This is a genomic window from Leptothrix mechoopdaensis (SeqCode) (assembly GCF_053893855.1).
This window is the reverse complement of the sequence record NZ_CM132699.1, coordinates 2,204,352-2,225,428: the sequence shown is the minus strand read 5'-3', so window position 1 is coordinate 2,225,428 and position 21,077 is coordinate 2,204,352. Positions and strand designations below refer to the sequence as shown.

21 protein-coding genes are annotated in these 21,077 nt (G+C 70.5%); 10 read left to right on the top strand and 11 right to left on the bottom strand.

The genetic code is table 11. The annotated features are described in order from the left end of the window. Nucleotides 1-127: 127 nt before the first annotated feature. Entirely contained in the window at nucleotides 128-1,096 is a 969-nt protein-coding gene (locus tag ACWA7K_RS09815) for a LysR family transcriptional regulator (RefSeq protein WP_456168032.1), read from the top strand. A 7-nt stretch (nucleotides 1,097-1,103) separates the two neighbouring features. Here the strand turns inward: ACWA7K_RS09815 and ACWA7K_RS09810 are convergent, their stop codons facing one another. Continuing rightward, nucleotides 1,104-1,886 (bottom strand): CAP domain-containing protein, encoded by a 783-nt coding sequence (locus tag ACWA7K_RS09810; RefSeq protein ID WP_456168030.1) that lies wholly within the window; start codon nucleotides 1,884-1,886, stop codon nucleotides 1,104-1,106. 478 nt (nucleotides 1,887-2,364) lie between these two features. On the opposite strand from ACWA7K_RS09810, the gene ACWA7K_RS09805 reads away from it, so the two are divergent. Continuing rightward, entirely contained in the window at nucleotides 2,365-2,727 is a 363-nt protein-coding gene (locus ACWA7K_RS09805; protein WP_456168028.1) for an H-NS histone family protein, read from the top strand. An 83-nt stretch (nucleotides 2,728-2,810) separates the two neighbouring features. On the opposite strand, the gene ACWA7K_RS09800 is transcribed toward ACWA7K_RS09805, so the two are convergent. After that, nucleotides 2,811-3,227: a hypothetical protein gene (locus ACWA7K_RS09800; protein WP_456168026.1), complete on the bottom strand. Its 417-nt coding sequence runs from the start codon at nucleotides 3,225-3,227 to the stop codon at nucleotides 2,811-2,813. Between the two features lie 40 nt (nucleotides 3,228-3,267). Continuing rightward, entirely contained in the window at nucleotides 3,268-4,041 is a 774-nt protein-coding gene (locus ACWA7K_RS09795) for an IclR family transcriptional regulator domain-containing protein (protein ID WP_456168024.1), read from the bottom strand. Between the two features lie 217 nt (nucleotides 4,042-4,258). Between ACWA7K_RS09795 and ACWA7K_RS09790 the strand changes: the two genes are divergently transcribed. The 5 genes from ACWA7K_RS09790 (at nucleotide 4,259) to ACWA7K_RS09770 (ending at nucleotide 10,102) form a co-directional block, all read left to right on the top strand. Next, entirely contained in the window at nucleotides 4,259-4,807 is a 549-nt protein-coding gene (locus tag ACWA7K_RS09790; RefSeq protein ID WP_456168022.1) for a TRAP transporter small permease, read from the top strand. Nucleotides 4,808-4,842: 35 nt separating this feature from the next. Next, nucleotides 4,843-6,120: a TRAP transporter large permease subunit gene (locus ACWA7K_RS09785; RefSeq protein ID WP_456168020.1), complete on the top strand. Its 1,278-nt coding sequence runs from the start codon at nucleotides 4,843-4,845 to the stop codon at nucleotides 6,118-6,120. A gap of 80 nt (nucleotides 6,121-6,200) precedes the next feature. After that, the gene (locus tag ACWA7K_RS09780) at nucleotides 6,201-7,205 is read left to right on the top strand and encodes a TRAP transporter substrate-binding protein (RefSeq protein WP_456168018.1); all 1,005 of its coding nucleotides are present in this window, start codon (nucleotides 6,201-6,203) and stop codon (nucleotides 7,203-7,205) included. A 129-nt stretch (nucleotides 7,206-7,334) separates the two neighbouring features. Then, on the top strand, nucleotides 7,335-9,269 hold the full coding sequence (locus ACWA7K_RS09775) for a bifunctional sugar phosphate isomerase/epimerase/4-hydroxyphenylpyruvate dioxygenase family protein (protein WP_456168016.1): 1,935 nt from the start codon (nucleotides 7,335-7,337) through the stop codon (nucleotides 9,267-9,269). Further along, a complete protein-coding gene (locus ACWA7K_RS09770; RefSeq protein ID WP_456168758.1) occupies nucleotides 9,269-10,102 on the top strand; it encodes a shikimate dehydrogenase family protein in 834 nt (277 codons plus the stop codon). The genes ACWA7K_RS09775 and ACWA7K_RS09770 overlap by 1 nt, the downstream gene beginning before the upstream one ends. Before the next feature lie 259 nt (nucleotides 10,103-10,361). Here ACWA7K_RS09770 and ACWA7K_RS09765 read toward each other — a convergent pair whose 3' ends face one another. From ACWA7K_RS09765 to ACWA7K_RS09745, 5 genes are all read right to left on the bottom strand, one after another. Then, nucleotides 10,362-11,129, bottom strand: coding sequence for an HpcH/HpaI aldolase family protein (locus ACWA7K_RS09765; protein ID WP_456168014.1), 768 nt, complete (start codon nucleotides 11,127-11,129; stop codon nucleotides 10,362-10,364). A 25-nt stretch (nucleotides 11,130-11,154) separates the two neighbouring features. Next, complete coding sequence (locus ACWA7K_RS09760; RefSeq protein ID WP_456168012.1) at nucleotides 11,155-12,339, bottom strand: iron-containing alcohol dehydrogenase; 1,185 nt, start codon at nucleotides 12,337-12,339, stop codon at nucleotides 11,155-11,157. Further along, nucleotides 12,336-13,577 (bottom strand): sialidase family protein, encoded by a 1,242-nt coding sequence (locus tag ACWA7K_RS09755; RefSeq protein WP_456168756.1) that lies wholly within the window; start codon nucleotides 13,575-13,577, stop codon nucleotides 12,336-12,338. The genes ACWA7K_RS09760 and ACWA7K_RS09755 overlap by 4 nt, the downstream gene beginning before the upstream one ends. A 5-nt stretch (nucleotides 13,578-13,582) precedes the next feature. After that, a complete protein-coding gene (gene pdxA / locus ACWA7K_RS09750) occupies nucleotides 13,583-14,611 on the bottom strand; it encodes a 4-hydroxythreonine-4-phosphate dehydrogenase PdxA (RefSeq protein WP_456168010.1) in 1,029 nt (342 codons plus the stop codon). Nucleotides 14,612-14,684: 73 nt separating this feature from the next. After that, nucleotides 14,685-15,716, bottom strand: coding sequence for a Bug family tripartite tricarboxylate transporter substrate binding protein (locus ACWA7K_RS09745; RefSeq protein ID WP_456168008.1), 1,032 nt, complete (start codon nucleotides 15,714-15,716; stop codon nucleotides 14,685-14,687). 162 nt (nucleotides 15,717-15,878) lie between these two features. Here ACWA7K_RS09745 and ACWA7K_RS09740 point away from each other — a divergent pair, with 162 nt between their 5' ends. Both ACWA7K_RS09740 and ACWA7K_RS09735 read left to right on the top strand, forming a co-directional pair. Beyond that, nucleotides 15,879-16,706, top strand: a complete 828-nt coding sequence (locus ACWA7K_RS09740; RefSeq protein ID WP_456168006.1) for a DeoR/GlpR family DNA-binding transcription regulator — start codon at nucleotides 15,879-15,881, stop codon at nucleotides 16,704-16,706. Next, a complete protein-coding gene (locus ACWA7K_RS09735; RefSeq protein ID WP_456168004.1) occupies nucleotides 16,694-17,821 on the top strand; it encodes a four-carbon acid sugar kinase family protein in 1,128 nt (375 codons plus the stop codon). The genes ACWA7K_RS09740 and ACWA7K_RS09735 overlap by 13 nt, the downstream gene beginning before the upstream one ends. 47 nt (nucleotides 17,822-17,868) lie before the next feature. Here the strand turns inward: ACWA7K_RS09735 and ACWA7K_RS09730 are convergent, their stop codons facing one another. Next, nucleotides 17,869-18,891 (bottom strand): LacI family DNA-binding transcriptional regulator, encoded by a 1,023-nt coding sequence (locus ACWA7K_RS09730; RefSeq protein ID WP_456168002.1) that lies wholly within the window; start codon nucleotides 18,889-18,891, stop codon nucleotides 17,869-17,871. Nucleotides 18,892-19,011: 120 nt separating this feature from the next. Between ACWA7K_RS09730 and ACWA7K_RS09725 the strand changes: the two genes are divergently transcribed. Next, nucleotides 19,012-20,196: a phytanoyl-CoA dioxygenase family protein gene (locus ACWA7K_RS09725; RefSeq protein ID WP_456168000.1), complete on the top strand. Its 1,185-nt coding sequence runs from the start codon at nucleotides 19,012-19,014 to the stop codon at nucleotides 20,194-20,196. Between the two features lie 63 nt (nucleotides 20,197-20,259). On the opposite strand, the gene ACWA7K_RS09720 is transcribed toward ACWA7K_RS09725, so the two are convergent. Further along, nucleotides 20,260-20,571 carry a hypothetical protein gene (locus ACWA7K_RS09720; RefSeq protein WP_456167998.1) on the bottom strand — a complete coding sequence of 104 codons (312 nt, stop codon included), beginning with the start codon at nucleotides 20,569-20,571 and terminating at the stop codon, nucleotides 20,260-20,262. Nucleotides 20,572-20,612: 41 nt separating this feature from the next. Beyond that, nucleotides 20,613-21,074 carry a methyltransferase family protein gene (locus ACWA7K_RS09715; RefSeq protein WP_456167996.1) on the bottom strand — a complete coding sequence of 154 codons (462 nt, stop codon included), beginning with the start codon at nucleotides 21,072-21,074 and terminating at the stop codon, nucleotides 20,613-20,615. Nucleotides 21,075-21,077: the final 3 nt, after the last annotated feature.

The following is a 21,077-nucleotide window of genomic DNA, read 5'->3' as shown; positions in this document are numbered from 1 at the left end:
GGGAAGCTCGCTTCGGATCCGGGAAAGTCCCCGGAAAGTCGTGCGCGCCGGGCCGGATGACGCGCCGCAGCATCCGGCCCGGCAGCGGTGATCGACCCTTGCCTGCCGCAACGCACCCGATCGACCGATGACGACCCACTTCAACCTGCGCCACCTGCACCTGTTCGAGACCGTCGTCGCCAGCGGCAGCTTCTCGCGCGCGGCCGAGCTGCTGGGCATGAGCCAGCCGGCGGTGTCGATGCAGATCCGCCAGCTCGAGACCGATCTCGACACCACGCTGTTCGAGCGCCCGCAACGCCAGCGCCTGACCGCCGCCGGCCAGGCGCTGCTGCAGCACGCGCGCATCCTGCTGGCGCAGGCGCGCGCGGCCGACGAGGCGCTGGACGCCCTGCGCGGTTCGCCCGACGAGCCCGGCGGGGCCACGCGCGGCTTTCGCGGGCTGCTGCACCTGGGCGTCGTTTCGACCGCCCACTACTTCGCGCCGCGCCTGATGCATGCCTTCCACCAGCGCCATCCGGACGTGCGCCTGAAGCTGACCGTGGCCAAGCGCAGCGAGGTGCTGGCGATGCTCAACGAGCACCGGCTCGACCTGGCGATCAGCGGCTATCCGCCGTCGGAAGCGGACCTGGAGGCGACCAGCTTCGCGCGCCATCCGCACTGCATCGTGGCGCACCCGTCGCATCCGCTGGTCGGGCGTCGCGACCTCGACTGGGCCGACCTGCGCGACGAGCACTTCATCTTCCGCGAGGCCGGCTCGGCGACACGGCAGTTCCTCGAACACCTGTTGCAGCAGCAGTCGATCCAGGTCCGCGCCGGGCTGGAGCTGGCCGGCAACGAGACCATCAAGCAGGCGGTGATGTGCGGCATGGGCATCAGCTTCCTGTCGGCCCACACCTTCCAGGTCGAACTGGAGGCCGGCCGCATGGCGCTGCTGGACGTGCGGGGCATGCCCAAGCACATCGACTGGTGCTTCGTGCAGCGCCGCGACACGCAGCTCGGCGGCGTCAACGCGGCGTTCCGGCAGTTCGTGCTGGACGAGGGCGCGCTCTACGCGGCCTGCCACTCGTCGGTCAAGGGCGACGCCGCCCCGGCGTGAGACGGGCTCAGCGCGAGGCCGGCGGCGCCTCGTCGCGGATGTCGTCCAGGCACATCATGTGGACTGCCATCTGGCGATAGACCTTGTGCGGTCCGACGGCGGCGCCGAAGGTGCGGTATTCGGCCAGGAAGATGTTCTCGCGGTGACCGCGGCCGGGCACGCCGTCATCGACCAGCAGGCCGACCACGTGCTCGCGGGCGTTCTCCGGGCCGTAGCTGATGTTCTCGCCGCAGGCGACCTTGCGGCCGACCGCCTTGGTGGCGCGCTTGCCCGGGTCACTGCCGTCGCTGCCGGCATGGCCGATGGCCCCGCGCGGGCCCTGGTCCTTGACGTGGCCCTGGGCGGCGGCCGACAGGCAGCCGAAGGCCCGCATCGGCGGCACCGGCTGGGCCCGCTTCAGGAAGGTGACGGCCTCGCGCACGGCGCCCAGGCCTTCGGTCATGCGGATGCGCACGCCGTCGCGCAGGTAGATGCGGTCCTCGCCCAGGCCGGCGTAGTTGGCCTCGACCAGCGCGGCATAACGCGCCGGCTGGGTCCGCGCGTAGTTGATCTCGTCGAGCATGGCCTGCTGGGTGGCGCGCTGGGCCGGGCTCAGGCTGCATTCCTTCGCGACCGTGACGGGCACCGCCGGCCGCGCCTGCATGGCGCGTGGCGCCTCGTCTGGCGCGGCCGCCGGGGTCGGCGGTTCGGCGGTCTCGGCGGTCGTCGCGGCGCAGGCGGTCAGCAGGGTGAGGGTCAGCGCGCTGGTGGCCAGTGCGGCAGTGGTGATCGGGGCAAGGCGTCGTGGCATGGATGCAGTATGTCCGTGGCCTTGCCGGATCGCCTTGGCGCGGGCCGCTGCAGGTGTGAACAAATGTCGGGGCGACGGGTTGTCAGAACCGTTGCATCACCCGCCCCGCAGCCGTCCTGTCATCCACCCGACCGCCTGCCGGGATTCGCTCTGGGGAATGACGATGCGCTCCATGCACCGTCAAGGGGAAAGTCCCGCGAAAGCCTGAAGGAAAGTGCCAAGGATCGGCCGTGGCGCCGGCGCGATTCGTCACGACCGGTCAGCCGGAACTGCAAGTTCAACTCGATGCGATCCTGTTCAGGATCGGGTGTTGTTCCACCCAGATTAAAGTTGCGCGACCGGGTTTCATTGTCCTGAGGTATCGCTATACTCCGCTCCAGCAGTTTTCGCCGCGGACTGATCAACAGACTGATGGCGGTACCCGAATCCCACCGCGTCGTGGTGGTCTAGCTTCCCTGATATTCGAAGGATGGATGCCATGTCGAGCATTTCTGAACTGATCAAGCAACGCGAAGCGCTGGCCGCCCAGCAGGCCGCGCTGGAACAGGCGCTGAAGGAACTCCAGAACGCCGAACGCCAAGGCGCGATCGACAAGGTTCGGGAACTGATGGCCCAGCACGGCCTGACCGTTTCGGACATCGCCGCCGCCGAAGGCCGCCGCACCCGCGGCCCGAACAAGGCCAAGGGCACCGACGGCCGCACCGGCAAGACGGTGGCTGCCAAGTACCGTCACCCGAGCACCGGCGAGACCTGGAGCGGTCGTGGCCTGAAGCCGAAGTGGCTGACGGCAGCGCTCGAAGGCGGCGCGAAGATCGAGGATTTCCTGATCCCGACCGCCTGATCGAACCCTGAATCAGTGCAAGGGCCCCGACGCGAGTCGGGGCCCTTTCTGTTTGGGTGAACCTTTTCACCCTTACTCGAACGTCAGCTTCCGAAAGCCCCGGCCATGGCCAGCACCCAGAGGGCGCCGAACACGAAGGGCAGGGCCCGTGGTGCCCAGCGGCCGCGATTGCCGACGCTCTTGCTGGGCGTCAGGCTGCACAGTCGCATCAGGCCGGCGCGTTCGTATTCGTGCTGGATCTCGTCGGTCGCATCGAGCGCCGCGTAAATGCTGACGCCGATCACCCCGGCGACCGCCATGCCGAACAGCGGAAACCCGAAGACCAGCCAGTGCAGTTTTGCGGTGGTCAGCGTGCCGTAGGCGGTGAACAACAAGCCCTCGGACAGGATCAGCCACATCAGTCGGTGATTGACCAGGTTGTCCTCGTGGGTCCATTGCTCGCGCAGCGCGCGGTAGAGGTCCCAGTCGGGCAGGGTTTGGGTGGTTGGTTCGTGGCTCATGCTGAAAACGCGAACGGGCGCGCGGTGGGAATTCGGAGTTTCAGACGATCGGCCGCAGCTGCTGCGCGGCTTCCTGCAGCGGTGGCAGCAGACGCTGCAGGCAGGTGTCCTCGGGAAAGGTCTGGGCCTGGAAGGTGATGCTCAGCGCGCCGACGCAGCGGCCCTTGCGGTCCTGCAGCGGCACCGCGAGTCCGCCCAGGCCCACGTCGACCTGCTGCTCGATGCGGATCCAGCCTTGCGCCCGGGCCCGCTCGACCCGCTCGCGCAGTCGATCGGCATCGGCCACGGTGCTGGCGTTGAACTTCAGGAAGTCGTGCGCCGACAGCCAGGCCTCCAGCGCCTCCGGGCTCCAGGTCGACAGCACGGCGGTGCCTGGCGAGACCGCATGCGCCGGCATGCGCGCGCCGACCTGGAAGCCGATCGACACCACCCGGGGCGAATTGCTGCGCACCAGGTAGACGACCTCGTGGCCGTCGAGCACGCTGAAGTTGGCGGTCTCGCCGGTGTGCATCGACAGGCGCTGCAGGAAGGGCTGGACCAGCCGCGGCAGCCGCGCCGCCTCCAGATAGCTCTGCCCCAGCCGCAGCACGCTGGGCATCAGCCAGTAGTGCTTGCCGTCGGTGTCGGCATAGCCGTAGTGCACCAGGCTCATCAGGTAGCGGCGCGCGGCGGTGCGGGTCATGCCGGTGCGCTCGCCGCATTCGGTGGCCGTCATGCGCGGCCAGTCGTCGCTGAAGGCCTCGATCACGCGCAGGCCCTTGCCGAGGCCTTCGATGAGCAGCGAACGGTCGACGGGCAGGCGTTCCAGGGTCATGCAGCTTCCCGGGTTGATCTAGGGATAACCACTAATGTGATCGTTCCATGATACCGAGCGATCGGTGATCGATCGCGGGCGGATTTCTCCGCTGGCCGACGCTTGGGGTGACGCCTAGAGTTCTCCCATCGACGCGCAGCAGACACGACGCAGACGCGAACCCGATTCCCCGACGACGCCGCCTTGAGCGCCGACCCATCTCAACGAGGAGACAACGATGATTGACAAGGTGATCGCCGGCTATTGCCGACTGATCGGCTACCTGATCGCCGCCGCGATGGCGGTGATGGTGGTGCTGGTGTTCGGCAACGTGGTGATGCGCTACGGCTTCAACTCGGGCTTCACGTTGTCGGAGGAACTGTCGCGCTGGCTGTTCGTCTGGCTGACCTTCCTCGGCGCGGTGATCGCGCTGCGCGAGAACGCCCACCTCGGCACCGACATGCTGGTCGGCAAGCTCGGTCCGACCGGCAAGCGCATCTGCATGGGCCTGTCGCTGGTGCTGATGCTCTACGTGCTGTGGCTGCTGTTCAAGGGCAGCCTCGACCAGTTCAAGATCAACGTCGACTCCGAGAGCCCCGTCATGGAGGCCTCGATGGGCTGGTTCTACGCCAGCGGCATGGCCTTCGCAGTGCTCGGTGCGCCGATCCTGGTCATGGACCTCGTCCGGCTGCTGACCGGTCAAATCGACGATGACCACCTGATGCTGATCCAGGAGTCGGAAGAGGCGCCGCACGGCGAGCCCGACGCGCCCGCCGCTGGCCGCTGAGCGCCTGACCCGCACCCCGACAACGAGGCAAGAACATGACCGTGATCGTCTTCCTGGGCTCCCTGATGGCCGCGATGGCCCTGGGCGTCCCCATCGCCTTCGCGCTGCTGCTGTGCGGCGTGGCGCTGATGGTCCACCTGGGCAACTTCGATGCCCAGATCCTGGCGCAGAACCTGCTCGAAGGTGCCAACAGCTTCCCGCTGCTGGCCGTGCCCTTCTTCATGCTGGCCGGCGAGATCATGAACGCCGGAGGCCTGTCGCGCCGGATCGTGAACTTCGCGATGGCGCTGGTCGGCCACATCAAGGGCGGCCTGGGCTACGTGACCATCGTGGCGGCCGTGATCATGGCCTCGCTGTCGGGTTCGGCCGTGGCCGATGCCGCCGCGCTGACGGCCCTGCTGCTGCCGATGATGGTGCAGGCCGGCCATGACAAGGCCCGCTCGGCCGGCCTGATCGCATCGGGCGGGATCATCGCCCCGATCATTCCGCCGTCGATCGGCTTCGTCGTCTTCGGCGTGGCCGGTGGCGTGTCCATCACCAAGCTGTTCATGGCCGGCATCTTCCCGGGCGTGTGGCTGGCGCTGTCGCTGGTGGCGACCTGGTGGTGGCTGTGCCGCAAGGAACAGATCACGCCGCCGCCGCGCAAGACCGCCGTCGAGGTCGCGCATGCCCTGCGCCTGGCGGCCTGGGCCCTGGTGCTGCCGCTGATCATCGTGTTCGGCCTGAAGTTCGGCATCTTCACGCCGACCGAGGCGGCCGTCGTCGCCGCCGTCTACTCGCTGTTCGTGTCGACCGTGATCTACCGCGAGCTGACCGTGAAGAAGCTGGTGCCGCTGTTCATCTCGGCGGCCAAGACCAGCGCGGTCGTGATGTTCCTCGTGGCCGCCGCGATGGTGTCGGCCTGGCTGATCACCGTGGCCAACCTGCCGGGCCAGATCGTCGAGCTGCTGCAGCCGATGCTGGACAGCCCGCGCCTGCTGATGCTGGCCATCATGGTGCTGACGATGGTCGTGGGCACCGCGCTGGACATGACCCCGACCATCCTGCTGCTGACCCCCGTGCTGATGCCGGTCGTGAAGGCCGCCGGCATCGATCCGGTCTACTTTGGCGTGCTGTTCATCATCAACAACGCGATCGGCCTGATCACCCCGCCGGTGGGCACCGTGCTGAACGCGGTGGCCGGTGCCGGCAAGATCTCGATGGACGAGGTCACCAAGGGCGTCGTGCCCTTCATGATTGCGCAGTTCGTCGCGATGTTCCTGATGGTCGCGTTCCCGCAGCTGGTCATGGTGCCGGCGCGCTGGTTCTACTGATCCATCCGCATCCGCATACGCGTCCGCATCCAGTTCCCGTTCCCCCCACCGACCCACGTTCCCTTCCACGGAGACAAACCATGAAGCGACTGTTCCTCAAGACCCTGCTGGCCAGCGTGGCCCTGGCCGCCGTCGGCGCCGTCTCGGCCCAGGAGATCCGCGAGCGCACGCTCAAGTTCGGCCTGAACGGCCCTGAAGGCCACCCCGCCGTCGCCGGCATGAAGAAGTTCCAGGCGTCGGTCGAGGCCAAGTCGGGCGGCAAGATCAAGGTCCAGCTGTTCCTGAACGGCACGCTGGGCAGCGACCAGGCGACGCTGTCGGCCGTCAAGGGCGGCACGGTGGAGATGGCCGTCATGAACTCCGGCATCCTGGCCAGCGAGGTCAAGGCGCTCGAGATCTTCGACTTCCCCTTCCTGTTCAACAACGAGAAGGAAGCCGACGCCATTGCCGACGGCCCGATCGGCCAGAAGATGCACGCGGCGCTGGCCGACAAGGGCATCGTCGGCCTGTCCTACTGGGAGCTGGGCTTCCGCAACATCACCACCGGCAAGCGCGCGATCACCAAGGTCGACGACATCGCCGGCCTGAAGCTGCGCGTGATCCCCAACGCCATCAACGTCGACTGGGTCAAGGCGCTGGGCGCCAACCCCACGCCGATGCCGTTCCCCGAGGTCTACGCCGCGCTGGAGCAGGGCGCGATCGACGGCCAGGAGAACCCGATCTCGGTGATCGCGGCCAACAAGTTCTGGGAAGTCCAGAAGCATGTCGCGCTGACCAACCACCAGTACAACCCGCAGTCGGTCATCTTCAGCAAGAAGGTCTGGGACCAGCTGAGCGCCACCGAACGCAAGATCATCGACGACTCCGCCGACGAGGCCGTCAAGGCCCAGCGCGAGGCCTCGCGCGCCGCGCTGGCCAACAACCTCGAGCTGCTGAAGAAGAACGGCATGACCGTCTCGACGCTGCCGCCGGCCGAAGTGGCCAAGCTGCGCGAGAAGATGAAGCCGGTGATCGACAAGCACAGCGCCTCGGCCGGCCCGGTCGTGGCCGAGGTGCAGGCCGCCCTGGCCGCCCTGCGCAAGTGATCGACGCGGGCCGTCTCGCGCCGTCCTGACGCGACGCGCGGCCCGTCTTCCTCCCCTCCGGATCCGACGCCATCGGGTGAGCGCGCCACGCGCCCGCCCGGTGCGGATCCGTCCCCACGAGTACACCCCATGCGACGCGGTATCGCGACCGTCTCCCTGTCCGGCATGCTGCGCGAGAAGCTGCAGGCCGCGGCCGCCGCGCGTTTCGACGGCGTCGAGATCTTCGAGAACGACCTGCTGCAGTTCCCCGGTTCGCCCAAGGACGTGCGCACGATCTGCGAGGACCTGGGCCTGTCGATCGACCTGTTCCAGCCCTTCCGCGATTTCGATGCGCCGAGCGCCGCGCAGCTGGCCCGCAACCTCGAACGCGCCGAACGCAAGTTCGACCTGATGCAGGAACTCGGCACGCAGATGATCCTGGTCTGCTCGAACGTGCAGCCCGACGCCGTGGCCGATCCGGCCGTGCTGGCCGAACAGTTCGCGCAGCTGGCCGAACGGGCCGCCCGGCGCGGCATGCGCGTCGCCTACGAGGCACTGGCCTGGGGCAGCCAGGTGAAGCTGTGGTCGCAGGCCTGGGAGATCGTCCGCCGCGTCGACCATCCGCACCTCGGGCTGGCGCTCGACAGCTTCCACACCCTGTCGCTGCGCGATGACCCGAGCGGCATCGCCCGACTGCCGGGCGACAAGATCTTCTTCGTCCAGCTGGCCGATGCACCGTGGGTCAACACCGACGTGCTGACCCACAGCCGCCACTACCGCTGCTTTCCCGGCCAGGGCGAGATGGAGGTCGCGCGCTTCACCCGTGCCGCGCTTGACGCCGGCTACAACGGGCCGCTGTCGCTGGAGATCTTCAACGACGAGTTCCGCGCCGCGCCGGCCCGCTCCAACGCGGTCGACGCGATGCGTTCGCTGCTGTGGCTCGAAGAGCAGGTGCGGCTGGACCGCGCCGCCGATGCCGTGCCGCCGCCGCCCTACAAGGTGCCGCTGTTCGATCCGCCGCCGCCGGCCCGGCTCGACGGCTGGTCCTTCATCGAGTTCGCCGTCGACCCGGCCGCCGGCAGCGTGCTGGCGCAGTGGTTGGCCCGTGCCGGCTTCGTGCGCATGGGCCTGCACCGCTCCAAGCAGGTCGAGCTGTACGGCCAGGGCGAGGTCCGCATCGTGCTGAACCTCGAAGCCGATTCGTTCGCCCGCAGCCACTTCGAGATGCACGGCCCGTCGGTCTGCGCGGTCGCGCTGGCCGGTGCCGATCCGTCCGTCGCGGTGGCCCGTGCCGAGGCACTGCTGTGCCCGCGCGCCATCGGCCGCATCGGCCAGAACGAGATGGCGATCCCGGCCGTGCGGGCGCCCGACGGCAGCCTGATCTACTTCTGCGGCTCGCCGCAGGACGGTCGCCATCCGTTCGAGGCCGACTTCATCCTCGACCCCGCCGCCGACGTCGCCGGAGCCTTTGGCGCTGGTGCCAGCGTCGACCACCTGGTGCAGGCCGTGCCGGCCGGCCAGGTCGAGCCCTGGACGCTGTTCAGCCGCGCCGTGCTGGGCCTGGTGCCCGAGCGCAACGTCGTGCTGCACGACCCCTACGGCGTGATCCGCAGCCGCGAGATCGAGTCGGCCGACAAGGCGGTGCGGCTGGCGGTGACGGTGTCCGAACGCGAGAACACCTCGGTCGCCCGCAGCGTCTCGCGCCAGCGTGGCGCCGGCCTGCAGCAGATCGCCATCGCGGTGCCCGACCTGGTCGCCACCGCGCGCCGCCTGAAGGCGCTGGGCGCGCCGCTGCTGCCGATCCCCGACAACTACTACGACGACGTGCTGGCCAAGCACGACGTCGAACCCGGCCTGCTCGCCGCGATGCGCGAGCTGGGCATCCTCTACGACCGCGAGCCCGGCGGGGCCGAGTTCCTGCAGCTCTACCTGCTGCCGTTCGAGGAACGGTTCCATTTCGAGCTGGTGGAGCGGCGTGGCGGCTATGCCGGCTACGGCACCGCCAACGCACCGTTCCGGCTCGCGGCCATGGCGCAATGGCGCGATCGCGCCGACCCGTACGGCTACCCAGGAGCAAGCACATGATCATCAACGGCCACACCGAGATCGTCGCCCACATCGGCTTCCCGACCCATGCCTTCAAGGCGCCGATGATCTACAACCCGTGGTTCCAGAAGGCCGGTGTCAACGCCATCGTCGTGCCGATGGGCTGCCGCAGCGACGACTACGCGACCTTCCTGCGGTCGGTCTTCCAGCTCGCCAACATCCGCGGCGCGCTGATCACGATGCCGCACAAGGTCGTCACCACGTCGCTGATCGACGAGGTGCTGCCGACCGCCGCGATTGCCGGCGCCTGCAACGCGGTGCGCCGCCTGCCGGACGGCCGGCTGCAGGGCGACATGTTCGACGGCGAAGGCTTCGTGCGCGGCGTGCTGCGCAAGGGCCGCGTACTCAAGGGCGCGCGCGTGCTGGTGGTCGGCTGCGGCGGCGTGGGCTCGGCGATCGCCGCTTCGCTGGCCGCCGCCGGCGTCGCCGCGATCACGCTGTTCGACGCCCGCGCCGAATCGGCCGACGCGCTGGGCGCGCGTCTGCAGGCGCATTACCCGCAGCTCCAGGTCGTCACCGGCAGCCACGACCCGGCCGGCCACGACGTCGTCGTCAACGCCACGCCGATGGGCATGAACGAGGGCGACCCGATGCCGATGGACGTCTCGCGCATCGCCCCGACCACCTTCGTCGGCGAGGTCGTCATGAAGACCGAGATGACCGCCTTCCTCAGCGCCGCCGCCGCCCGCGGCTGCCCCTACCAGATCGGCTCGGACATGCTGTTCGAGCAGATCCCCGCCTACCTCGAATTCTTCGGCTTCCCGAGCACGACGCCCGAGGAGCTGAGGGCGGTTGCGACGTTGCAGTATTGAGCGATCGGGGCGGTGGGCGACGGGCCCAGGCGCATCTGGCGCGAGCCCGTCGGACACCGGAGGTGTCCGACCTACCGGGTCGGTGGGTTGGGCACGAAGGCGGCGGGTGCGTTCATGTTCGGGCGCCCGACAGGACGCCGCCAGAACCGGTTGGATACCGCTGGGACATCGGCCATTGAAGGGTGTTTCGGTAGGTCGGACACCTCCGGTGTCCGACGGGCTCGTGCCCGATGAATCTGCGGGTCTCGCGTCCGTGGCCTCACCCCACCCGATACCGCTGCGCCACCGCGTCCGCGCCGGCGATCAGGAGGTGGAGGTCGGTGCCGACGCCGACCATCGTGGCGCCGGCTTCGAGGTAGTGCTCGGCCTTGCCGTCGGCCGCCAGGATGCCGACCGACTTGCCGGCGGCGCGGGCGGTTGCGATGGCGGCGCGGATGGCCGCCTGCACGTCCGGATGCCCCGACGCGCCGCGGTGGCCCAGGCTGGCGGCCAGGTCGGAAGGGCCGATGAACACGGCATCGACGCCATCGACGCGGCAGATCGCGTCGAGCTCGTCGAGCGCCTGCTGCGACTCGATCTGCACGATCACGCCGATCTCGTCGTTGGCGCGCGCCATGTAGTCCTTGTAGCGGGTGTAGTTGCCCGCCCGCGTGCTGCCGGCGACGCCGCGCAGGCCCTCGGGTGCGAAGCGGGTCCAGGCGACAGCCTCGCGCGCCTCGGCCGCCGTGCGCACGTTGGGCACCATGATGTTGGGCGCGCCGGCATCGAGCGCGCGCTTGGTCCAGGCCATGTCGTGGATCGGGATGCGCACGATCGGCGCGACCGGCCGGCCGCGCACCGCCAGCAGCTGCGCTCCGACGTCGTGCAGGTCGGTGGGGCTGTGTTCCATGTCGAACAGCAGCCAGTCGAAGCCGGCATCGGCCAGCACCTCGGCAATCGGCTGGTGGGCAAACGTGACCCACAGGCCGATGGTGCGCTGCTGGCGGGCGAGCGCCTGCTTGAAGGTGTTGACGGGCAGGGAGTTCATGGCGTCGCCTCGGGTGGGATGCGGGTCATCGGATCAGCTCGGCGTAGATCGCGCGCAGGTCGTCGCGCGTCATCGGCCGGGGGTTGTTGTCGAGCAGACGGGTGACCTTGGCCGCGCCCTCGACCAGCGCGTCCAGGTCGGCCGCACCGATGCCCAGGCCGCGCAGGTCGGCCGGCACGCCCAGGTCGGCATTGAGCTGGCGCAGCGCGTCGACGAAGGCGAGCGAGGCGGCCTCGTCGTCCAGACCGTCGACCGGCACGCCCATCGCGCGGGCCATTGCCGCGAAGCGGGCCTGCTGGCCGATGCGGTTCCAGGCCATCACCGACGGCAGCAGGATCGCGTTGGACAGCCCGTGCGCCATGCGATAGGTGCCGCCCAGCGGATAGGCCAGCGCATGCACCGCCGTCGTGCTGGACGTGGCGATGCAGACGCCGCCGTAGTAGGCGCCCAGCAGCATGTCGGCACGGGCCTGTTCGTCGCGGCCATCGGCCACGGCGCGGCGGATGCTGCGGCCGATCAGGCGGATCGCCTCCAGCCCGTAGAGCTCGCTGAAGACGTTGCCCTTGCGCGAGCAGACGCACTCGATCGCGTGGGTCAGCGCATCCATGCCGGTCGATGCGGTGACATCCGGCGGCAGGCCCAGCGTCAGCCGGGCGTCCAGGATCACCGCATCCGGCACCAGATGCGGGTCGACGATGCCGACCTTCAGCGCGTCCTCGGCCACCAGCACGATCGCGTTGGGCGTGGCCTCCGCGCCGGTGCCGGAGGTCGTCGGCACCATCACCGTGGGCAGGCCGCGGCCGGGCACCGCCACGCGCTTGGCGAGCAGGTCGCGCAGGCTCACGTCATGAGCCAGCACGACGGCGGCGATCTTGGCGACGTCGATGACGCTGCCGCCGCCGATGCCGACCACGGCATCGCAGGGACCGGCCTCACGCGACGCAGCCAAGGTGCGCTCGACGTCCTGCACATCCGGCTCGGCCGGCGTGTCGTCGACGATGACATGGGCGATGCCGGCCTCGTCCAGCGCGGCCAGCGTCGCCTCCAGCAGGCCGGCGCGCCGCACGCTGCGGCTGACGACCAGCAGGGCGCGGCGGACTTGAACCCCGCGCAGGCCGCGCAGCAAGCCGGGCAGCTGGACCAGCGAGCCCGGGCCGATCACGACCCGGCCGGCCTGCAGCAGCGTGGCGGGCGTTTCGTTCGTGTTCATCGGCCTTCTCCGGCATCGGTCGACGGCGCGGCGACCCAGTCGGGCATCACCCGCGCATGGCGGATGTGCTGGCGGAACACCGTGTAGGCCAGCTGCAGCGTGCCGTCGTCGGTCTGGCGGATCGACGGGTAGGAGTACTCGCGGTTCTGGCGGTCGGCCGAGTTGTTGGTCATGCAGTAGCCGTCGCCGGTTTCCAGGTGCCGTTGCAGCGGCCAGCTCAGCCCGTCGTCATCGGACAAGGCCAACGTCAGCGGCGCACGCGGGGCGCCCCAGAAGGCGCGGCGTTCGGGCGGCGCGGATGGGGTCGCGGCCGGCGTCGGCGCACCGTCGGTTTCGTCATCGAGTTCGTCATACAGCGACACGCGCCGCTCGTGTGCATCGGCCGCGCTGGAGGCGTTGAAGATCATCGCCAGCCGGCCGTCGCGCAGCCGCGTCGCCTGGATCGACGAGTTGTTGTTGGGCAGCCCGATCGGCCGCGGCGCCTGCCAGCTCAGGCCGCCGTCCGGGCTCTCGGTGCGCCAGACATGGTCGGCCCAGCGGCTGCGGAAGAAGGCCAGCAGCGTGTGCCCGTCGCGTGCCGGCACGATGTTCATGTGGACACAGCCGAGGCTGTCGGGCACCGCGATGGTCTGCCAGGTCCGGCCTTGATCGGTCGAGCGCATCACGGCCGCATCGTCGAGCGAACCGTCCCAGGCCAGCCCGGGCTGCGTGCGGCAGCGGAACACCGGCACCAGCCAGGCGCCGTCGGGCTGCACCTGCACGGGCTGGCGCACGAAGGTTCCGGGCGCGTCGAACAGCGTGCGCACGGGGCCCCAGCTCAGGCCGTGGTCGTGCGAGACGCGGCAGCGCACGAAGGCGGTGTCCTGGTGGCCGGAGGTCTGCGCGGTGTGCAGCAGCCACAGGGTGCCGTCCGGTGCCGGGAACAGCACGGGGTTCTGCTCGGAGCGGTCGGGGTCGTGCGAGAGCTGCTGCGGCGCGCTCCAGGTCGACGAGCCCGGCGCCAGGCGTGAGAAGTAGACCGAGATGTCCGAGCGGCCTTCCATCGAGCCGCCGAACCAGACGCAGCCCAGCGCGCCGTCGCCCAGCACCATCAGGTTGGCGGCATGGGCCTGCACGCACGGCGCCGGCAGGTCTGCCACGAGCCGGGCAGCGTCGTCCGCATGCGGGCGCAGCACGCCGTCGGTGCGGGCGGCTGCGGCGGGCGCGTTTGTCGCGTTCCTCGTGTTCGTCGTGATCATCGTGTTCATCGGCCCTCCAGCGCGGCGGCCTGGCGTTGGCCGCTGACGAGCTTGAGCGCGTATTCGGCCGCCTCGACCAGGCTGTCCTCGTTGGCCAGGCCCTTGCCGGCGATGTCGAAGGCGGTGCCGTGGTCGACCGAGGTGCGCAGGATCGGCAGGCCCAGCGTGATGTTGACGCCGCTGATCGCCTGCCACTTGCCGGTGGCCGGGTCGACATGGAAGCCCAGCAGCTTGATGGGGATGTGGCCCTGGTCGTGGAACATCGCCACGACCGCGTCGAACTGCTGCGCGCGCAGCTTGATGAAGATGGTGTCGCCGGGCCACGGGCCGCTGATGCCGCGGTCGGCGTACTCGGCCACGACCGGCGCGACGATCGCGTCGTCCTCGGTGCCCAGGATGCCGCCTTCGCCGCAATGCGGGTTCAGGCCGGCCACGCCGATGCGCGGGTTTTGGACGCCCAGTGCGTGCAGGGCATCGAGCGTGACGTCGAAGACGCGTCGCAGCCGCTGCGGCGTGATGCGGCGCGGCACGTCGGCCAGCGCGCAATGGGTCGTGACGTGCGTGACCCGCAGGTCGCCGTGGGCCAGCATCATCACCGCGTCGCGCTGGCCGGTCAGGTGGGCCAGCAGCTCGGTGTGGCCCTCGAACAGGTGGCCGGCCAGGTGCAGCGCTTCCTTGGACAGCGGCCCCGTGACGATCGCGTCGGCCTCGCCGGCCTGCACCAGCGCGGCGGCCCGCGCGACCGCGCGGTAGGCCCATTCGCCGCCGGCGGCGCTGACCTGGCCGACGGGCACCGGCGCATCGACCGGGCCGACGTCGACCAGCCGGTAGAACGGCCGGCCGGCGTCATCGCAGGCCGGCAGGCCGAGCGCCTGTTCGGCGCGCCGCAGGGCCTCGCCGCTGCCCAGCACGACGAACTCGGCCGTGCCGTCGCGGGTCAGCCCGGCCATGCGGCGGGTTGCCCGGGCGATGATTTCCGGGCCGATGCCGGCCGGATCGCCCATCGTGAAGGCCAGTCGGGTGGGTGCGTGCATGGGTCAGCTTTCGGATCGACCGGCGCACAGGCCGGTCAGGGTCAGGAGACGTGGCGAGCGCCAGGCGCGCGGATCAGTCGGCCTTGATGTTGGCCGTCTTGATCAGCTTGCCGATGCGTTCGTACTCGACCGGCACCAGCTTGGCGAGTTCGGCCGAATCACCGCTGGCGACGCTCAGGCCGACGCCGTTGAGCTTGCTGATCACCTCCGGATTCTTCAGCGCGGCCGACAGCGCGCCCGACAGCTTGGCGACGACGTCCTTGGGCGTCTTGGCCGGCGCGAACACGCCGTACCAGGCCGTGAACTGGAACTGCGGGAAGCCGGCTTCGGCGAAGGTCGGTGTGCCCGGCAGGTCGGCCACGCGGGCCGGCGTGCCGATGGCCAGGGCGCGGACCTTGCCGCCCTTGAGCAGCGGCATCGAGTTGGTGGCGGTGTCGAAGATCACCGGGATGCGTCCGCCGATGAGATCCATGATGTGCGCGTTGCCGCCCTTGTACGGCACGTGCGTCATCTCGACGCCGACGTTGGCCGTGAACAGCTCGCCGGCCAGGTGCAGCGGCGAGCCGTTGCCCGACGAGCCGTACATCACCCCGCGCGGGTCCTTGCGGGCGGCATCGACGACTTCCTTGAGCGACTTGTACGGCGACTCCAGCGAGGTGATCGCGATGATCGGCGCGCTGCCGATCAGGCCGATCGACTCGAAGTCCTTCAGCGGGTCGTAGTCGGCCTTCAGCAGGTGCGGGCTGGCCGCGTGCGTGGCCAGGCCGCCGATCAGCAGCGTGTAGCCGTCCGGTGCGGCCTTGGCCACGGCGTTGGCACCCAGCAGCGCGGCGGCGCCGGGCTTGTTGTCGACCAGCGCGGTCTGGCCCAGCGCCTCGCTCATCTTCTGGCCGATCAGCCGGCCCAGCATGTCGTTGGCGCCGCCGGCCGGGTAGGGCACGACGAAGGTGATCTGCTTGGTCGGGAAGCCTTGCGCCGCCACCGGCAGCGCCGTGCCCGCCAGCAGGCCGGCCAGCGTGGCTCCGGCCATCGCGGCGAGCCAGCGGCGGCGGGCTGCGGGGCGCTGGCCGGGGAAGGACGGACGGGTCTCGGTCGGTTGTTGCACGGCGTTGTCTCCTGTGTGGGCCGTTGAAGGAAGGTCGCCGGTGTGGCGGCCTGTGGATTCTTGTGGCGTCTTCTGACTCTGAACGGGTCGCAATATTCCATAAGCTTTCACAAACGGTCAATAGAGTTCACAACCGATCAGGTGCTGTGCCATGATTTCGCCATGAGCACGCCCGCTGAACTCCCGTCGAACGACCCCACCGTCGTCCCGCTGCTGCCCGCCCAGCGCCGCCAGCACATCGTCGATTTCCTGCGCCGCCACGGCGCCGTCACGCTGCAGCAGCTCGAACAGGCGCTGGGCGTGTCGGTCTCGACGCTGCGGCGCGACCTCGACGGCCTGGCTGCCGATGGCGTGATCGACCGCACCCACGGCGGCGCGCTGCTGCGCCAGCAGGAATACAGCACCTTCGAGCCCGATGCCGGCGCCGCCGCCGAGCTGTCGCCGCGCGAGAAGGAGGCCATCGGCCGCATCGCCGCCGAGGCCCTGCTGCCGCGCCAGAGCGTCATCTTCGACAGCGGCAGCACGGTGCTCGAAGCCGCCCGCGCGGCCCTGCGCCGCAACATCCCGCTGATCGCGGTGACCAACGACCTGACGATCGCGCAGCTGCTGGGCAGCTCGGCGCAGATCCAGGTCCACCTGCTCGGCGGCGTGCTGCGCCCGGGCAGCCCGACGGTGACCGGCCAGAGCCTCGTCGAACAGGCGCGCACGATCTGCGCCGACGTGCTGCTGATGGGCGCCCATGCGCTGACCGACGGCGTGTTGTCGGAAACCTCCGCCGAGGTCGCCGCGACCAAGCGCGCGCTGATGGCCGCGGCGACGACCCGGCGCCTGCTGGTCGATTCGTCGAAGTTCCGCCCGCGCGCCTTCATGCAGGTCGCCACGCTGGGCGAGCTGCACGAGGTCATCACCGACGACGGCATCGGCGCGGCCGACGAGGAACGCCTGCGCGCGCTGTCGCTGACCGTCACGATCGCGCCATGCCGGCGTTGACGCTGCGCGTCCTGGCCGACGACCTGACCGGCGCGCTCGACACCGCCGCCGCCTTCGGGGCCGGCGTGCCGGTCTGGCTCGGGCGGCCGGGCGGGGCTGCGCCGGGCCCGATCGAGGTGCTGGCGACCGCCACCCGCGACGTCTCGCCCGGGGCGCTGGACGAGGCGCTTCAGCCGGCCATGCCCTGGTTCGGCGCGCCGGGCGTGCGGCCTTTCAAGAAGGTCGACAGCCTGCTGCGTGGCAACACCTTTGACGAGATCGACCGCTGCGCCCGCGCGCTGGGCGGCGTGCGGGTGCTGCTGGCACCGGCCTTCCCGGGCCAGGGCCGCGAGACCCGCGACGGCCGGCTCTGGGTCCGCCCGCCCGGCGCCGACCGGGTCGAGCCCACGGCGGTGTCGCTGCACGAGGCGATGCACGCGCGTGGCTGGGCTGTCAGCCCGACCTTGTCCGACAGCGGCATCTGGCTGCCCGACGTCCGCGACGACGCGGCCTTGCGCCAGGTCGCTCGCGCCGTGCTGCAGCGCCAGGCCGGGCGGCCGGACGAGCGCTGGCTGTGGGTCGGCAGTGCCGGGCTGGCGCAGGCGCTGGTCGCCGCACTCGATCTGCCCGTGGCGATCGGTGCCGCGCCGCCGGCTGGCGACACGCGCGAAGGCCCGCAGGTGCTGGTCAGCGCCAGCCACCACGCCGTCTCGCGCCGCCAGTGGGACCGGCTCGCGCAGGTTCGCCCGGACTGGGCGCTGGCCCGCGCCGGCCGCATCGACGAGCGTGATGGCCTGATCGGCCTTGCCGCGACTGGCCGCTGCGCCGGTTTCGACCTGGCCGCGCAAGAGACGCTGTCGCCCGACGAGGCCCAACGCCGCCTCGATGCCCATGCCGAGGCGCTGGTGCGGGGCCTGCCGCGCCCGGCCGCGCTGGTCGTCGTCGGCGGCGACACGCTGCTGGCGCTGTGCCGGGCCAGCGGCGCGCAGGCGATGCGGTCGATGCCGGCGCCGTCACGCGCCGGCTGGGGCCAGGCGCGGCTGGTCGGCGGCGTGTGGGACGGCGTGCCGTGCCGGACCCGCTCGGGCGCGTTCGGCGGCGACGACGACCTGGTCGAGGTGCTGGCCGGCGCGTGACCGACGCGTGACCGGCGCATGACCGGCGCATGACCGGCGCGCTCGCGTCAGCCGGGCAGGTTGGCCGGCGTCACCACATGCACCGGTGACAGGCCCGGTGGCGCCTCCAGCCCCGTCACGCCGTGGGCCGCCAGCAAGGTCAGGCAGGCCCGCCGCATGTCGTGGCGCAGGTCGTGGTGCAGGACGGCATGGATGCGCCGTTCGCGCAGCAGCCGGACGTTGTCGCTGTCGAGGTCGTGGCCGATGAAACATCGCAGCCGACGGCCTTCCTGCTCGAAGGAATCGAGGATCGCGGTGTTCGCGCCACCGGCCGAATAGACCGCGCAGATCTCGCCATCGGCTCGCAGCCGCGACCGCACCCGCGCGCCGGTCCGGTCGGGCAGGCCGTGGCCTTCGCTGACCTCGACGATGCGCAGGCGCGGGTGATCACGTTGCAGCGCCTGCCGGAAGGCCGCGCCGCGCACGGCCTCGCCCTGGAACCGCACGCTGCTGATCGACACCAGCACGGCGGCGCGGCGGGCCGTGCCCAGCCACTGGCCGACCAGCCAGGCCGCCGTCTCGCCGGCCACCGCATGGTCCAGCCCGACATAGGCCAGCCGGCGCGAATCGGGCAGGTCGGTCGCCACCGTCAGCACCGGGATGCCCAGGCTCACGAGACGAGCCACCGCCGCGTTGACGGCCGGCACGTCCGGCGCCTTCAGCAGCACGCCGTGGCTGCCGCGTTCGCCGATGCGGTCGAGCGCCGCGACGATGCCGTCGGGCGACCAGACCTCGCGGGTCTCGTGGCGGGCCCGGAACAGCACCGGCCGCAGCGCGGCCATCTCGGCATCGAGGGCGTCGCGGACCTCGGTGGCGAAGCGCTCGGGCGTCTCCATCACCAGGTCGATCATGAACTTGCGCCCGACCACGCCGACCTGCCCGCGCTGCCGCTCCAGCGCGGCGATCGCCTGTTCGACCCGCCGCGCCATGTGTGCCCGCACGTGGGGCCGGCCGTTCAGCACGCGGTCGACCGTGGCGGTGCTGACGCCCGCTTGCAGGGCGATGTCCTTGACGAGGAAAGGGCGGCTCATGGGCTGGATTGTTGATGAATTCCTGATGGATTCCTGATGGATCCGGCGGCCCGCTGAACGATCGTCGCGGCCTACGCTTCGGACATCACGAAGAACTCGATCGCATCTCCGGAGACCTGCATGAGCCGAACCATCGCCCAACCGACTTCCCCCGTCTGGCTCGATGCCGAAGCCTGCCGGGTCGACGACCTGCAGGCCATCCTCGACGCCGGCCGCGACACGCCGAAGCCGGCGCACGCCGCCGAGCTGGCGCGTGGCGTGCCGGTCTACGACAGCGCCGCGTTGTGCCCGCTGCTGGACGATGCCGCCGCAGCCCGCGCGCTGATGGCCGAATGGCACGAGGTCTTCGCCGACGGCGCCGGCGTGCTGGTGCTGGCGGGTGCCTGGGACGACCGGCCGCTGCTCGACGCCGTCACGGCCGCCTTCCACCGCCTGATCGACGACGAACGCGCGACCAGCCGGGGCGGTGACCACTTCGCCAAGGCCGGCAGCAACGACCGGGTCTGGAACGCCGCCCAGAAGCTCTGCCTGCGCGAGCCGGCGCTGTTCGCGCGCTATTACGCCAACCCGCTGCTGGCGGCGGTCTGCACCGCCTGGCTCGGGCCCGCCTACCAGGTCACCTCGCAGATCAACTGCGTCAACCCGGGCGGCGCGGCGCAGGATCCGCACCGCGACTACCACCTCGGCTTCTGCACGCCGCAGCAGGCGATGGCCTTTCCGGCCCGTGTTCATCGGCTCTCTCCGGCCCTGACGCTGCAAGGCGCGGTCGCCCATGTCGACATGCCGCTGGCCAGCGGCCCGACGCTGCTGCTGCCGCATTCGCACAAGTACGAGGCCGGCTACCTGGTCGCCCACCGGCCCGAGTTCGATGCGCTGTTCGCCCGCGCCCATGTGCAGCTGCCGCTGCAGCGCGGCGATGCGGTGTTCTTCAACCCGGCGCTGATCCACGCGGCCGGCAGCAACCACACGAGCGACATCCGCCGGCTCGGCAACCTGCTGCAGGTCTCGTCGGCCTATGGCCGGGCGATGGAGAGCGTCGACCGCGTCGCGATGAGCTTGGCGCTGTACCCGGCCCTGCAGGCCGAACGTGCCGAAGGCCGGCTCGATGAACGCGGCTGCGACGCCGCCATCGCCGCCTGTGCCGAGGGTTATGCCTTCCCGACCAACCTCGACCTCGACCCGCCGCTGGGCGGTCTGGCCCCGCAGAGCCAGCAGGCGCTGATGCGCCAGGCGCTGGCCGAAGGCTGGTCGCCCGAACGTTTCAGCCAGACGCTGCTGGCGCGGGCCGCGACGCAGCGGCCTTGACGCCGTGAGGCCGTGAGATCGTGCAGCTGTGAGGCCGTCAGGCGGGTCTGGCGCCCGCCCGTCTCAACCCTTGTTCGCAGCCGGTACCACGCCGGCACCGGACGACCCGCCAGCCGCCTGCTCGATCAGCGCGTGCAGGCGGGCCACCGCCTCGGGCTCGCCCTTGATCGCGTAGGTGTCGTGGCCGCAGGCTGCGCAGCTCGCCTCGAAGGCGGCGGTGATGCCGGGCATCTTCGACACGTCCACGGCGGCCATCTCGGTCAGCGTGGCCTGGCAGTGGTTGCAGGTGATGAACTTCGGACGCAGCGCGAGCTGCTGGTCGATGGCGGCCTGCTGGCGCTGTGCCAGCGTGCCGCGTTGGCGGGCTTGTCCCATGGGATCGGCTTTCTGAAGAGGGTGTCGGTTGCGGTGCAGGCTCAAAGCCAGCGCCGGGTGCGTTCGCGGTAGCGGCGGTAGTCGGGGCCGAACTTGTCGGCCAGCACGCGTTCCTCCGGCAGGATCTGGAAGCGCGTCACATAGGCCCAGAAGCCCAGCGGCCCGAGCCACGCGGCCCACGCGTCGATGCGCAGCGCATAGGCCGAGAGCAGCAGCAGCAGGCTCAGGTACATCGGGTTGCGCGAGACCCGGTAGATCCCGCCGGTGACCAGCCGCCGCGCCCGCTCCGGATGGACCGGGTTGATCGTCGTGCGCGACCGCCACAACGTCACCAGCGCCGCCACCGCGATCAGCGCGCTCAGCTGCGACAGGGCAATGCCCACATGCATGCGCCACGCGCTCGGATCGATGCGCAGCCCGGCCAGCACGGCCGATCCCTTCATCACGAGGCCGGCGGCCAGGGCGATGAACGGGGCGGGGATGCGGGTGTCGAGTCGGTGCACGGC